The organism is Quisquiliibacterium sp. (genome assembly GCF_982640115.1).
Window position 1 is genome coordinate 13,784 of record NZ_CEXFHW010000011.1, and the last position, 13,587, is coordinate 27,370.

The 13,587-nt window shown below is 71.2% G+C and carries 11 protein-coding genes and 1 riboswitch; of the genes, 7 read left to right on the forward strand and 4 right to left on the reverse strand.

Annotation, left to right across the window (positions count from 1 at the left end):
• Positions 1 to 2 precede the first annotated feature (2 nt).
• Genes AC2H6A_RS02530 through pdxH form a run of 3 tightly spaced genes read right to left on the reverse strand, consistent with a single transcriptional unit; the run spans position 3 to position 2,449 of the window.
• Positions 3 to 887, reverse strand: coding sequence for an HpcH/HpaI aldolase/citrate lyase family protein (locus tag AC2H6A_RS02530; protein ID WP_484271558.1), 885 nt, complete (start codon positions 885 to 887; stop codon positions 3 to 5).
• A gap of 2 nt (positions 888 to 889) precedes the next feature.
• Entirely contained in the window at positions 890 to 1,780 is an 891-nt protein-coding gene (locus AC2H6A_RS02535; protein ID WP_484271559.1) for an NAD(P)-dependent oxidoreductase, read from the reverse strand.
• Between the two features lie 30 nt (positions 1,781 to 1,810).
• The gene (pdxH, locus tag AC2H6A_RS02540) at positions 1,811 to 2,449 is read right to left on the reverse strand and encodes a pyridoxamine 5'-phosphate oxidase (RefSeq protein ID WP_484271560.1); all 639 of its coding nucleotides are present in this window, start codon (positions 2,447 to 2,449) and stop codon (positions 1,811 to 1,813) included.
• 95 nt (positions 2,450 to 2,544) lie between these two features.
• Here pdxH and AC2H6A_RS02545 point away from each other — a divergent pair, with 95 nt between their 5' ends.
• From AC2H6A_RS02545 to AC2H6A_RS02575, 7 genes are all read left to right on the forward strand, one after another.
• A complete protein-coding gene (locus AC2H6A_RS02545) occupies positions 2,545 to 4,464 on the forward strand; it encodes a cyclic di-GMP phosphodiesterase (RefSeq protein ID WP_484271561.1) in 1,920 nt (639 codons plus the stop codon).
• Between the two features lie 28 nt (positions 4,465 to 4,492).
• Positions 4,493 to 4,577: riboswitch (S-adenosyl-L-homocysteine riboswitch) on the forward strand.
• A gap of 114 nt (positions 4,578 to 4,691) precedes the next feature.
• Entirely contained in the window at positions 4,692 to 6,113 is a 1,422-nt protein-coding gene (gene ahcY / locus AC2H6A_RS02550) for an adenosylhomocysteinase (RefSeq protein WP_484271562.1), read from the forward strand.
• Positions 6,114 to 6,129: 16 nt separating this feature from the next.
• Positions 6,130 to 6,918 carry a TlyA family RNA methyltransferase gene (locus AC2H6A_RS02555; RefSeq protein ID WP_484271563.1) on the forward strand — a complete coding sequence of 263 codons (789 nt, stop codon included), beginning with the start codon at positions 6,130 to 6,132 and terminating at the stop codon, positions 6,916 to 6,918.
• Positions 6,915 to 7,742 (forward strand): methylenetetrahydrofolate reductase [NAD(P)H], encoded by an 828-nt coding sequence (gene metF, locus AC2H6A_RS02560; RefSeq protein WP_484271564.1) that lies wholly within the window; start codon positions 6,915 to 6,917, stop codon positions 7,740 to 7,742. The genes AC2H6A_RS02555 and metF overlap by 4 nt, the downstream gene beginning before the upstream one ends.
• 53 nt (positions 7,743 to 7,795) lie before the next feature.
• Positions 7,796 to 9,646 carry a cyclic di-GMP phosphodiesterase gene (locus AC2H6A_RS02565; RefSeq protein WP_484271565.1) on the forward strand — a complete coding sequence of 617 codons (1,851 nt, stop codon included), beginning with the start codon at positions 7,796 to 7,798 and terminating at the stop codon, positions 9,644 to 9,646.
• A gap of 108 nt (positions 9,647 to 9,754) precedes the next feature.
• Complete coding sequence (locus AC2H6A_RS02570) at positions 9,755 to 11,758, forward strand: cyclic di-GMP phosphodiesterase (protein WP_484271566.1); 2,004 nt, start codon at positions 9,755 to 9,757, stop codon at positions 11,756 to 11,758.
• The gene (locus AC2H6A_RS02575; RefSeq protein ID WP_484271567.1) at positions 11,712 to 13,061 is read left to right on the forward strand and encodes a putative bifunctional diguanylate cyclase/phosphodiesterase; all 1,350 of its coding nucleotides are present in this window, start codon (positions 11,712 to 11,714) and stop codon (positions 13,059 to 13,061) included. Before AC2H6A_RS02570 ends, AC2H6A_RS02575 begins: the two co-directional genes overlap by 47 nt.
• Here the strand turns inward: AC2H6A_RS02575 and AC2H6A_RS02580 are convergent.
• Positions 13,039 to 13,581 carry a 5-formyltetrahydrofolate cyclo-ligase gene (locus tag AC2H6A_RS02580; protein WP_484271568.1) on the reverse strand — a complete coding sequence of 181 codons (543 nt, stop codon included), beginning with the start codon at positions 13,579 to 13,581 and terminating at the stop codon, positions 13,039 to 13,041. The two genes, AC2H6A_RS02575 and AC2H6A_RS02580, sit on opposite strands and share 23 nt — an antisense overlap.
• Between the last annotated feature and the right edge of the window lie 6 nt (positions 13,582 to 13,587).

The window sequence follows — 13,587 nt, forward strand, 5'->3', positions numbered from 1 at the left end:
GCTCAGCCGCCGCGCCCGGCCATCGCCAGCCAGCGGCGGGCGCGCAGCAGCACCGGGCGATCGATCATGCGGTCATCCAGTCGGAAAGCGCCCTCACCGGCCGCCCCGGCCCGATCGGCCGCGGCGACCACCCGCGCAGCCCAGGCAAGCTCCTCGACGGACGGCCCGAAGCCCTCGTTCAGGATGGGCACCTGCGAGGGATGGATCACCGCCGCGCCCCGGAAGCCCAGGCGGCGCGCCTGCGCCACCCGCGCCCGGAAGGCGTCGAGATCATGGAAGTCGGCGATCGAGCCGACGAAACCGAGCGGCAACCGCCCTTGCGCCGCGCAAGCCTGGGCCACCGCGAGATTGGGCGCGAGCAGCGCCTCGGGATGCGGCTCGCAGCCGGCCGCGAGGCAGTAATCCTCGGGGCCGAGCGTCATGGCCAGCACGCGCGGCGAGCAGCCGGCCAGCTCATGCAGTCGCGGCAGCGCCGCGGGGCTCTCGACCAGCAGCAGCAGGCCCACCGCCCCGGGCGCCATGCCGCGCTCGGCCTCCAGCTCGCCGATCAGTTCGGCGATCGCCTGCACCCGGCCGGGTTCTTCCACCTTGGGCAGGGTGATGGCGGCCACGCCGGGGTGCACCGCCGCCTGCAGGTCGGCCACCGCATCCAGCCAGGGCCGGTTGATGCGCACGATCACCGGCAGGCCGTGCCCGGCGAGCCCGGCGATCGCCGCCGGCAGGCCCTCGCGGGCCGCCGGCCGGGCGGCAGGCGCTACCGCATCCTCGAGATCGAGCTGGAGGGCATCGGCCCCCCGGGTGTGAGCCTTCGCGATGAAGGCCGGCCGGTCGGCCGGCACGAACAGGATGGAGCGCCAGTCGGGGGCCGGCAGACGGGGGCCGGACATGCTCAGGCCCGGTCGGCGGGCGGCACCCCGCCCAGCACATGACGGTACATCTCGGTGTGGTCGACGCCGGCAGGCAGGCTGCGCTCGGCCTGCGACCAGATGTCGGCGCAGGCATCGACGAAATCGTGGGGCACGCCCAGCCCGTGCATCAGACCGCGCGCGGTCTCGATGTCCTTGCGCATCAGCGCCAGCGAGAACCCCGAGCCGAAGCTGCCCGAGAGCATGAACTGCGCGACCTTGGTCTCGGTGGTGTTGTTGCGCCCGCTCGAGGCATTGAAGAGCGCATTGGCCGCGGCCGGGTCGATGCCGAAGCGCTGCGCGGCGCCAAGCGCCTCGCAGACCGCGAGCAGGCCGCTGGCCGAGACGAAATTGTTCAGGGCCTTGAGGGCATGGCCGGCGCCGGGCGGCCCGACATGGGCGACGGTGGCGCCCAGGCGCTGCAGCAGGGGCCGGGCACGCTCGAGTGCCGCGGCCTCGCCGCCGACCATGATGGCGAGCGAGGCATCGAGCGCCCGCCGCACGCCGCCGGATACCGGCGCGTCGAGCAGGTCGATGCCCGCCTGCGCGAGCCGGCGGTGGTTCTCGCGGGTGCGGGCGGGATCGGAGGAGCCCATGTCGATCACCAGCGCGCCGGATGCGAGCCCTGCGGCAAGCCCCTCCTGCCAGAGAAGCGCATCGACCGCCGCGCTGTCGGGCAGCATGAGGATGACGACCCGGCAGGCGCCGGCGAGCGCGGCCAGGTCGGTAACCGCCGTCACGCCCGAGCCGGCGAGGGCCTCGCGGGCCGCCGGCAGCCGGTCATGGCCGAGCACGGCATGGCCGGCCGCGGCGAGATGCCCGGCCATCGGGCGGCCCATTCGGCCCAGGCCCACGAAACCGATCGGAGAACTCATGCGCAGACCTTTCCCGCGGGGGCGCCGGGCTCAGGGCGCCAGACGCTCGCGCGTCCAGCCGCCCTGCGCATCGCGACGGTAGGCCAGCCGATCGTGCAGACGCGAAGGCCGGCCCTGCCAGAATTCCCAGTACGCGGGCACCAGCCGGAACCCGCCCCAGTGCGGGGGTCGCGGCGGATTCAGGCCGAATCGCAGCCCGAATTCGGCAGCCCGCGCGGCCAGGGTCGCCCGCGAGCCGATCGGGCGGCTCTGGTCCGAGGCCCAGGCGCCAATGCGCGAGGCGAGCGGGCGGCTGGCGAAGTAGGCATCGGATTCGGCCTCATCGACCCGCGAGACCAGCCCCTCGATGCGCACCACCCGCTCCATGGGTACCCAGTGGAACTGCAGTGCCGCATGCGGGTTGGCCGCGAGCTCGCGCCCCTTCCTGCTGTCATAATTCGTGTACCAGACGATGCCCGCGGCATCGAGGCCCTTGATCAGGACCACCCGACTGGAAGGCCGGCCATCAGGGGTGGCGGTGGCCAGGGTCATGGCATTGGCCTCGGGAACCCCGGCGGCCAGGGCCTCGGACAGCCAGCGCTCGAACTGACCGGCCGGGTCATCGTGCGCCCGGTCGTCGGTCAGCGCGTCCCTTTCGTAGGATTTCCGGATGTCTTTCAGTTCGTCCATGGCTTAGTGTACCGAATGGTCCGTGTTCAGGACGCGCGCGGCCGCCGTGGCCTGCGCCCTGAATCACCCGACGATGTGTTCCCTCACCTGACCCGATGAAGAAGCCACCACCCCAGGAACTGGAAGAGATCGAGTTTCCGTCGCTCGCCCCGCAGGGCTCGACGGTGTATCGCATCGCCTCTTCGCGCCTTGAGACCGGCATGTTCGTGGTCGAACTCGGTCAGGCCTTCCTGGGCACACCCTTTCCGAAGTCGGGCGTCTACCTCAGCGACCCTCACCAGGCGGCGGCCATGCGCGCGCGCTCCGAGAGCGCCCTGATCGACATCGAGCGCTCGGACCCCGGGCGCGCCACCGCCATCCGGATTGCCGCCCAGCTGTTCGGGGAGGGCGAACAGGAGTCGCAACGACCGGCGCTCACGCCCGCGGCCTTTCGGCGCTCGCCAGAGCGCTTCGGGCCCGGCCGTCTGCCCGCAGCCGGCCCCTCCGAAGCGCCCCGGAACGTCGCCTACACCCGCATCAACGAGCCGCTGGCGGCCGAGCGCAGCAGCACCACCACCGAGATGTGGTCGGCACCGCGCCCGTCGGCGATCGAGCAGTCGGTCGCCACGGCACCCGCCGTTCGCCGCGGGCCCGCGCCCGGCGCGCGTCCGTCGCGCCGGGCCGAGCCCGTCGAGCCGCCGGCCAACTGGGCCGACAGCCAGCAGGAAGAAGACACCGAGCGCAGCACACCGGCCACCGCCCCCGTGATCGCCGACTACGCACCCATCGGCGGCGCCGACGGCCCGACCAAACTGCGGTCTGACCTGCGCATCTCGCGCACCCGGCGCTCGGAGCTTCGCCAGATGCTCGCCGGCGAGGGGCGCGGGGTCACGGTGTCTGCGCGCAATCCGGGCATGTTCTCGCGCCTGGCCTCCTGGCTGTCCGGGCCCCGCGCCCGACCCGAGGTCGGCGCGCAATCGATGGAGCGGCTGCGGGTGCGATTCGGGCCCGCGATCCGCTCGTGCCGCTACGACACCGAGTGCACCATCATCGAGGCGATGGCCCGCGCGCGTGACACCTACGCGCAACTGCTGAGCGCTCACGCCGTCTCGCTGCGTGCGGCCCGTGGCCAGGAAAGCCTGCCCTGGCGCGAACTCGAGCCCGCGCTCTTCGCCCTGGCCGAGAGCGTGATCGAGCACCCCGACGCGGTGCTCTGGTGTGACCGCATGCACGAGCAGCGCTCGCTCGGCAACCGCCCGCCCGCCACACCGGCGGTGCTGATGGCCGGCTTCGCGCGTCACCTCGGCCTGCCGCGTGACGAGATCATGGTCTTCGCCGCGATCGGCATGTGTCTTGACCTCGGCAAGGCGCGCCTGCCGCGTGACCTCGTCAATGTGGCTGGCCGCTTCGACCGCAAGCAGTTCGACCGCATGAAGGAGCATGTCCGCGAGTCGGTGGAACTGCTCGAAACATCCGCCGGTGTGCCCGAGGCGGTGATCCGCGGCGTGGCCGAGCACCATGAGCGCTATGACGGCTCGGGCTACCCGGATGGCCTGAAAGGCGACGAGATCGGGCTGCACGGCGCCGCCGCGGCCATCGTCGACTGCTATACCGCACTCATCTCGGCCCGCTCGTATGCCAATCCGGTGTCACCGGAGGACGCGCTCAATGCGCTCATGGGCTGGGCCGACCGCTCCCTCGACGGCTCCCTGATGGAGCAGTTCGCCCTGGCCACCGGCCTGTTCCCGGTGGGCAGCGCGGTCGAACTCGCCAGCGGCGGGCTGGGGCTGGTGATCGAGATCGACCGCGCCCACCACGACGAGCACCGGGTGCTGGTGCTCACCGGACCCAACGGCCGGCCGCTGCCCAAGCGTCCGCGCGAGGCCGCCCGGAACCGCCTCGGCCAGCCCACCGAACCCGAGGTCGAGATCCTCGAGGGCAACAAGGTGCGCATTGCCAGCGGCCTGCCGGTTGGCGCCTACGGTGTGCGCCTGCCCGACTTCCACGCCCGCCACCATTCACGGGAATTCCGCTGACCTGGCCGGGTCTGGTTTATCATTCCATTTTCCCGAGGAGCGCTGCAACGGCCGCCGGCAAACCGGCCCGCCAGGCTCGGGACGTTCGCTAACCGCAACGGCGCTCGCTGACCCGTGACCCGCTCACGGCAGGCGAGCCCAGGCTCGTGGCCCATTGCGCCACGACAGCCGCCGGCATCGGGCACGCGCCCTCGTCTGCCAGCACGGGTCACTCACCAGGAGTGACCATGTCTGCCGTTCTCAAACCCGCCCCCTTCAGCGACTTCAAGGTCGCCGATCTCGGTCTTGCCGCCTGGGGCCGCAAGGAAATCCGCATCGCCGAGACCGAGATGCCCGGTCTGATGGCCATCCGCGAGGAATACGCGGCCAGCCAGCCCCTCAAGGGCGCGCGCATCACCGGCTCGCTGCACATGACCATCCAGACCGCGGTGCTGATCGAGACGCTCACCGCGCTCGGCGCCGAAGTGCGCTGGGCCTCGTGCAACATCTTCTCCACCCAGGATCACGCCGCCGCCGCGATCGCCGCCGCCAGCATTCCGGTGTTCGCCTACAAGGGCGAGAACCTGGACGAGTACTGGGACTACACCCACCGCATCTTCCAGTGGGCCGACGGCCAGCCCTCGAACATGATCCTCGATGACGGCGGCGATGCCACCCTGCTGCTGCACCTCGGCACCAAGGCCGCCAAGGATGCCAGCGTGCTGAGCAACCCTGGCAGCGAGGAAGAGGTCTGCCTGTTCAACGCGATCCGCCGCCAGCTCGCGGTCGACCCCGGCTTCTACGAGCGCAACCTCAAGGCGGTGGTCGGCGTCACCGAAGAGACCACCACCGGCGTGAAGCGCCTGTACCAGATGTCGGCTCGCGGCGAACTCGCCTTCCGCGCGATCAATGTCAATGACTCGGTCACCAAGAGCAAGTTCGACAACCTGTACGGCTGCCGCGAGTCGCTGGTCGATGGCATCAAGCGTGCCACCGACGTGATGATCGCCGGCAAGGTGGCGGTCGTGGCCGGTTACGGCGATGTGGGCAAGGGCAGCGCCCAGGCGCTGCGCGCGCTGTCGGCCCAGGTGTGGGTCACCGAGTGCGATCCGATCTGCGCGCTGCAGGCCGCCATGGAAGGCTATCGCGTGGTCACCATGGAATACGCCGCCGACAAGGCCGACATCTTCGTGACCGCCACCGGCAACAAGGATGTGATCACCTTCGCGCACATGAAGGCCATGAAGGACCAGGCCATCGTCTGCAACATCGGTCACTTCGACAACGAGATCGACATCGCGTCGCTCAAGCAGTGCACCTGGGAGAACATCAAGCCCCAGGTCGACCATGTCATCTTCCCCGACGGCAAGCGGATCATCATGCTCGCCGAGGGCCGTCTGGTGAACCTGGGCTGCGGCACCGGCCACCCCTCGTTCGTGATGAGCTCCTCGTTCGCCAATCAGACCATCGCTCAGATCGAGCTCTGGACGCACAAGGACTTCTACGAGAAGGGCAAGGTCTATGTGCTGCCCAAGCACCTCGACGAGAAGGTCGCCCGACTGCACCTGCGCAAGATCGGCGCGATGATCACCGAGCTCAGCGACGAGCAGGCCGGCTACATCGGCGTGCCGGTGGAAGGCCCCTACAAGCCCGACACCTACCGCTACTGAGCCCGCGGCGCCGAGCATGCGCGCCGACCTGCTGCTCGTGCAGCGCGGGCTGGCCGGCTCGCGCACCCTGGCCCAGCGGCTGATCGCCGCGGGCCGGGTGCGGGCCGCCGAACTGCCGGTGCGCAAGCCCGCCGAATCGCTGGCCGACGATGTACCGCTGTCGGTGGCGCCAGGGCCGGAAGACCGCTTCGTGTCCCGAGGCGGCCTCAAGCTCGCCGGCGCGCTCGCCGAAACCGGCGTGAGCGTGGCGGGCCGCACCTGTCTCGATGTCGGCCAGTCCACCGGCGGCTTCACCGACTGCCTGCTGCAGGCCGGCGCGGCGCGGGTGGTGGGCATCGATGTCGGACATGACCAGCTCGATTCGCGGCTGCGGCACGACCCCCGCGTGGTCTGCCTCGAGGGTTGCCATGCCCGCCATCTGCGCGCGGCAGACCTCGACGGGCATGCCCCGGCCGAGGGCTTCGCGCGGGTGGTGGTCGATGTGTCGTTCATCTCGCTGCGACTGGTGCTGCCGGCGCTGGCCGGGCTGGCTGCGCCGGGTGCGGTGCTGATCGCTCTGGTCAAGCCGCAATTCGAGGTCGGGCCGCAGGGCCTCGATCGTCGGGGCATCGTGCGCGATCCCCAGGCCTGGACGACGGTGCGCGAGTGCGTCGTCGCCAGCGCCATCGAGAGTGGCTGGGCCCCCGCCGGCTGGCTCGACAGTCCCATTCCCGGGGGCGATGGCAACCGGGAATTCTTTCTTCACGCGACGCGCGACCGGGCTCATCCGCCCGCGCCGCGTCAGGACAGGACCCTTCCGCGATGAGCGCCAGCGTCAGCTTCGAATTCTTCCCGCCGAACACGCCCGAGGGCGCCGAGCGCCTGCGCGGCGTGCGCGCCGCCCTGCAGGCGGTCGGCCCCGAGTACTTCAGCGTCACCTACGGCGCCGGTGGCGCCACCCGCGACAAGACCCTGGCCACGGTCATGGGCATCGCCGATGCCGGTCTGGCGGTGGCTCCTCATCTGTCGTGCATCGGCGCGAGCCGCGAGTCGATCGCCGAGCTGCTGGCGCTGTACCGCTCGCGCGGCATCCGCCGGCTGGTGGCGCTGCGCGGCGACCTTCCCTCGGGCATGGTCGATCACGGCGAGTTCCGCTATGCCGCCGATCTGGTGGCCTTCATCCGCGAGCGCACCGGCGACTGGTTCCACATCGAGGTGGCGGCCTACCCCGAGGTGCATCCCCAGGCCCGCTCGGCGGCCGACGACCTGCAGGCGCTGATCGCCAAGCTGACCGCCGGCGCCGATCGCGCCATCACGCAGTACTTCTACAACGCCGACGCCTACTTCCGCCTGCGCGACGAGCTCGCGGCCGCGGGCCAGGGCGCGCCGCTGGTGCCGGGAATCATGCCCATCACCAACCATGCGCAGCTGGTGCGATTCTCCGACGCCTGCGGCGCCGAGATCCCGCGCTGGATCCGCAGCCGGCTGGCCGGCTACGGCGACGATCTGGCGTCGATCCGCGCCTTCGGCCACGACGTGGTGGCGGCGCTGTGCGCCCGCCTGATCGCGGGCGGCGCACCGGCGCTGCACTTCTACACCATGAACCAGTCGGCACCGAGCCTCGCGCTCTGGCAGGCCGCCACCGGCTGAAACCCGGACCCGCACAGGGACCATTCCCAGGGCGGGCCGGCTACCATGCCGCCGTGAACCGCGAGAAGCTCACACCCCCGCCGGGGCTGGAGATCGACCCCAGCCGCCGCCGACCGCGCCTGGATATCAGCCATCTGCGCACGGGGTTGTTCGTCTGCGATCTCGATCGCCCGTGGCTGGACACGCCCTTCCTGCTCCAGGGCTTCCTGATCGAGACCGATCAGGAGATCGGTGCGCTGCGCGAACACTGCCGTCATGTGTTCATCGACCGGAATCTCTCCGATCCGGCGGCGATCCAGGCTCTGGGCGACGCGCTGCAGATGCCCGATGACCCCGACGATGCGCCCGGGCAATCGGCGCTCGCGCGTACCCAGGGTCACCCCCAGTCGCCCGCCGCACACCGCAGCCGCCAGCCCGATGTGGATCAGGCGCTGCACGAGGCCGATCCGCTGGCCACGCCGGTCCGCCCGCCGACGCAGCCCGCGGCGCGACCGCCGCAGCAGCCGTCCGAGGCCCGACGCGAACTGCCGCCGGAATCCGGTCAGTCGGTGCGCCCCGTCAGCCCTGCGACCGCCGCGGCCTCCGGCAGGGGCGAGCCGGCACCACGGGCGCACCGCTCCGCGGGTGGCCGGCCCCTGGGCGCAAGCCGCGAAACCCGGGAGCGGTTCCGTCGCTTCGTGCTCGAGTCGGCGCAGGATGCCGACGCGGTCAGCCCGCGTGCCACCGGGGGCCTGATCGCCTCGCTGGGTGGCCTGTTCCGGCGCCGAGGCGAGGTGCGCGCCCCCGACGCCCAGCGCGGCAAGCGGCTCTCCACCGAGGCCGCCACGGCCGATGACCGGCGCGCCGACACACCGCAGGCCCGTCTTGCCGGGGAGATCGATGCCCTGCTCGCACCCGGCGAATCGCGCCAGGCCTACGAGATCCTGCGGGCGCTGCCCGAAGAGCTGCCGCGCGCCCGCAGGAGTTTCGAGCACGCCGCCAGCGCCCTGGGCGAGCTGCTCGCCGATGTCCGCAGCGGCAAGGTGTTCCCGCTGCTGCGCAGCCAGGAGGCGGTGGCCGACATGGTCGACTCCATGCTCGGCAATCCCGACGCGATGCTCTGGCTGGCCCATCTGCGGCAAGCCCACATCGACACCTACCAGCACGGGGTGCGGACCTCGCTCTACATGATCTCGGTGGGCCGCAGTCTGGGCCTGCCCAAGCGGCAGATCGAGGCGCTGGGCCAGATCGGGCTGCTGGCCGATGTCGGCAAGATCCAGCTGCCGCGCGCCCTGCTCGATAAGCCCGGCCTGCTCACTCCGGCGGAATTCCGGATCGCCAAGGAGCATGTCAGTCTGGGCCTGCAGGCGCTGGAAGCCGACAAGCGTCTTGACGACACCGTGAAGCTGGGCATCCTGCAGCACCACGAGCGGCTCGACGGCACCGGCTACCCGAAGGGCCTGAAAGGCGAGCAGATCAGCATCTACGGCCGGCTGGCGGGCATCGCCGACACCTTCTCGGCGCTGGTCAGCGCGCGGCCCTATGCCAATGCCACCGCGGCCCAGGATGCGCTGATGAGCCTCTATCAGTGGGCCGACACCTCCTTCCACGGGCCGCTGGTGGAGCAGTTCGTGCAGTCGCTCGGGGTATTCCCGGTGGGCACCCTGGTGGAGCTGTCCAACGACGAGGTGGCGGTCGTGCTCGAGCACAACCGCAGCCGGCGTCTGGAACCCAGGGTCATCGTGCTGGCCGACGCAGCCAAGCGGCCCCTGGGCAAGCCCTACATGCGCGACCTGTTCGCGCAGGCCCGGGCCGAGGGCGTCAAGCCGCTGCGCATCCACCGCGGCTTGCCGGCGGGGGCTTACGGGCTGAGGCCGCACGACTTCTACGGCGCGGATCCGGCGCAACTGCAGCCGGCGCGCTGAACGCTGCAACGGCGCCCGGCCCGTTCGTCGGGCCGCGGCGCAACCCATCCGGCTCGGCCGGCCTTGCCGCTGGGCAGCGCACGGGCACGCCGATACCATGACCGGGCCATGCATTCGAGCAGCGTTGCCGCGCCCGTCACCTCCAGCACGCGCCATCCGCGGCTGCCGGTGGCCTTGCTGCGGCCGGGCCTGTTCGTGGTCGATCTCGACCGGCCGTGGCTCGACACACCCTTCCTGCTCCAGGGCTTCCTCATCGAGGGCGAAGACGAGATCCAGGCATTGCGCGAGCACTGCCGGTTCGTCCACATCGACACCCAGATGTCCGATCCCCTCATGGTGCGGGCACTGCAGTCGGCACTCGAGTCCGACGATGACGCCGGGCCGCAGGGCGGTGGCGAGGTGCCGGTGGCGCCGCCCACGGCACCCGCCACGCATGCGCCCGATGTCACCGGGGCGCTCCGGGACGCCGACCCCCTGAGCCTGGTCGATGATGATCGGCTGCGTCTGGAGGATGTCACCCCGCCTGCCGCGGCCGCGGCACAGGTGCCGAGATCCAGCCCGCAAACCCGTGGTTCGGCCCCCGGCGCGCCAGCGCCGACGGTGGTCACGCGAGCGAGCGGCAGCCAGACGCCCCGGGAACGCCCCGCCGGTGCGCGCCCTCCCCGGATCTCGACCGAGACCCGGGAGCGCTTCCGCTCGCTGGTGCGCGAGATCTCCGAAGGCACCGAGGGCTTGCGTCCGCAGAGCCTGGGCGGTGGCTGGTTCCGGGGCCTGCGCGGCCTGTTCGAGGGCCTGGAAAGCGCCCTGCCTGCCGCGGTCCGGGCCAGGCTGGTCGACCGCCGCGCGGCGCGGGCGCTCGAAAAGCGCCTCGCGCGGGGCGCACAGGATCTCGATGGCCCTCCTCCGGCGATGTCGGCCAATGCCGATCCGACCCATGGCAGCCGTCATCACCGCGCCGAGGGCGAGGTGCTCCGGACCAGCGAGGCGAAGCTAGGCGGCGACGCCCGGGCCGAATCCGCCGGCCGGCGCAAGGCCGCCTCCCAGGGGGATTCGCCACCGCAAGTCAGGCTCGACCAGGAGCTCGATGCGCTGCTGCCGCCCGGCACGGTCCGCAAGGCCTACCCGGTGCGCCAGACCGTCGAACAGGTGCTGCCGAAGGCGCGTGAGGCCTGGCAAAGCGGCGGCAGGTCGCTGGAGAAGCTGCTCTCCGAAGTCAGGGCGAGCAAGGGCGTGCAGCTGGTGCAGGTGAAGGAAGCCGTCAGCGACATGGTCGACAGCATGATCGATAACCCGGACGCGATGCTCTGGGTGGCTCAGCTGCGCGACACCGACATGAACACCTATCAGCATGGCGTGCGCTCGGCGCTCTACATGATCGCGGTCGGCCGCAGCCTGGGCTTTCCCAAGGAAATGATCGAATCGCTCGGCCTGATCGGCATGCTGGCCGATGTCGGCAAGATCCGCGTGCCCCGTGCCCTGCTCGACAAGCCCGGGATCCTCAACCGCGCGGAATTCAGCCTGGTCAAGGAGCATGTCGAGCGTGGTCTGGAAGCGCTGGAGACCGATGGCGTGAAGCTCAATGCCGATGTCCGCGCCGGCATCATGCAGCACCATGAGCGGCTCGATGGCAGCGGCTATCCGGCGGGTCTCAAGGGCACCGACATCAGCATCTACGGGCGCATCGCCGGCATTGCCGACTGCTTCTCGGCGCTGACCACCGCCCGCCCCTACGCCAACGCCATGTCCGTCCAGGACGCCCTGATGAGCCTCTATCAGTGGGCCGACACCTCCTTCCACGCCCCCCTGGTGGAGCAGTTCGTGCAGGCGGTGGGCGTATTCCCGGTGGGCAGCCTGGTGGAGCTCTCCAGCGACGAGGTGGCCGTGGTGCTGGCGCACAACCGCAGCCGTCGCCTGGAGCCGCGGGTGATCGTGCTCACCGATGCCGAGAAGCGTCCTCTGGCCGCCCCGTTCGAACGCGATCTCTTCAAGCAGGCCGTGGTGAAGGGGGTCAAGCCGATCCGCATCCACCGCGGGCTGCCCGCCGGCGCCTACGGGCTGAAACCGCATGACTTCTACGCTGATGAAGCCCTTGCCCTCGCCAAGGCCGACTGAGGCCGGCCCGCCGGCCATCGCACGCTCGCCGCGGCTGTCGCCCGGTGCGCTGATGCAGTACGCCGACACCCTCACGCTGGCGCGTCGGCGCAGCGTGCTGCTGCTGGTCAGCCTGCACCGCACCGACCGGCTCGCCGCGCTGGCGCAGGCCAACTCGGCGCGCGAGGTGATCGCCGAGGTGATGCGCCGGGTGGAGGGCATGCTGCGTTCCTCCGACCGCTACGCGCTGGCCTCGCATGAGGAGATCTGGGTGCTGCTGGTCGACCCGCCGGGCGAGTCCCTGGCCGAACTGGCCGGGCGCACCCTGCGCGGCAATCTCATGCGCCCGATCCATGGCTCGGACTCGGGCGCCGGCAGCGCGGTGCGGCTCAATCCTGCGGTGGGCGGCGCCTGGCAGCCCGCCGACAGCCCCACCGACGCCATGAACCTGCTGGCCGCGGCCTCGGAGGCCTGCCGCGAAGCCGAGGAGCTCGAGAGCCGGGTGAAGATCGTCACCGCCCGCTCCGAGAGCGAGGCCCACCACCGCCGCCAGCTCGAGCAGGACCTGCGAGACGCGCTCTTCGCCAACCAGTTCGATGTCCACTTCCAGCCGCAGGTGTCACTGGCCACCGGGCGCTGCACCGGCGCCGAGGCGCTGGTGCGCTGGACCCGCCCCGACGGCACGCGCGTGAATCCCGGCCTGATCGCCTCGATCTGCGAGGCCCGCGGGCTGATGACGCAGCTCACCCTGTTCGTGATGAACACCACCCTGCGCCACCTCATGGCCTGGAACTCGCAGGGCATCGATGCACGGGTGTCGGTCAACCTCTCGGCCATCACCCTGGCCGACCCGGCCTTCCCCAGTCTGGTCGGCCATGCGCTGGACACCTGGAGCATCGCGGCCAGCCGGCTCACGCTCGAGCTCACCGAGACCGCCGTGGTCCGTCACGAGCAATCGGCGATGAAGTTCATGAAGGAGATCCGCGAGCGCGGCTGCGGCCTGGCGCTCGATGACTTCGGCACCGGCTACTCGTCGTTCAACTACCTGCGGCAGTTCCCGCTCACCGAGCTCAAGATCGACCAGAGCTTCGTGCGCAATCTTGCCGACGACGCCAGCGATCAGCGCATCGTGCACGCGCTGGTCGACCTCGCCCACACCTTCGGCATGCACGCGCTGGCCGAGGGCGTCGAGGACGAGCGCTCGGCGCAATCGCTGCGGCAGCTCGGCTGCGACCTCGCCCAGGGCTACTTCTTCGCGCGGCCGATGCCGCACGGCGAGTTCACCGCCTGGTGGCGGGAATTCAACCGGGTGCCCACGCCCTGAGCGTGCGGCGCTCGGTGACGATCCAGTCCAGGCCGAGATCATGCGGTCCGGGCTCGAAGCCGGCGATCTCCTGGCAGGACCAGGCCACCCCGATGGCGGGTGGCGGCCGGCCGCCCTGCGCCAGCGCCGCCAGGCTGCGGTCGTAGAAGCCGCCACCGTGGCCGAGCCGGCGGGCCCGCGCATCGAAACCCAGACAGGGAATGATCAGCAGGTCAGGGCGGGCCTGCGGGCTGTCGGGTGCCGGCTGGCGGGTACCGAAAGGCCCGGCCTGCAGCGGTTCGTCGGGCGCCCACGGGTGGAAGGCCAGCGGCGCGTCACGCATCACCACCCGCGGCAGCAGGATCTGCCAGCCCTGCGCATGCCAGCGCCGCAGGGCCGGGCGCGGATCGGGCTCGCCGGGCAGCGGCCAGTAGGCGGCGATCCGTCGGCCGGCGGGCGTCTGATCGGCCAGCAGCGCCTCGACACCGCCGAAAAGCCGCGCGCTGGCCGGCCCGAGCCAGCGCGCCGGCAGCCGCGACACGCGCCT

Excerpts from the sequence above, each read along its gene's own strand:
- AC2H6A_RS02530 (WP_484271558.1), bottom strand. The coding sequence starts at position 887 with ATGTCCGGCCCCCGTCTGCCGGCCCCCGACTGGCGCTCCATCCTGTTC.
- AC2H6A_RS02535 (WP_484271559.1), bottom strand. The coding sequence starts at position 1,780 with ATGAGTTCTCCGATCGGTTTCGTGGGCCTGGGCCGAATGGGCCGCCCG.
- pdxH (WP_484271560.1), bottom strand. The coding sequence starts at position 2,449 with ATGGACGAACTGAAAGACATCCGGAAATCCTACGAAAGGGACGCGCTG.
- AC2H6A_RS02545 (WP_484271561.1), top strand. The coding sequence starts at position 2,545 with ATGAAGAAGCCACCACCCCAGGAACTGGAAGAGATCGAGTTTCCGTCG.
- ahcY (WP_484271562.1), top strand. The coding sequence starts at position 4,692 with ATGTCTGCCGTTCTCAAACCCGCCCCCTTCAGCGACTTCAAGGTCGCC.
- AC2H6A_RS02555 (WP_484271563.1), top strand. The coding sequence starts at position 6,130 with ATGCGCGCCGACCTGCTGCTCGTGCAGCGCGGGCTGGCCGGCTCGCGC.
- metF (WP_484271564.1), top strand. The coding sequence starts at position 6,915 with ATGAGCGCCAGCGTCAGCTTCGAATTCTTCCCGCCGAACACGCCCGAG.
- AC2H6A_RS02570 (WP_484271566.1), top strand. The coding sequence starts at position 9,755 with ATGCATTCGAGCAGCGTTGCCGCGCCCGTCACCTCCAGCACGCGCCAT.
- AC2H6A_RS02575 (WP_484271567.1), top strand. The coding sequence starts at position 11,712 with ATGACTTCTACGCTGATGAAGCCCTTGCCCTCGCCAAGGCCGACTGAG.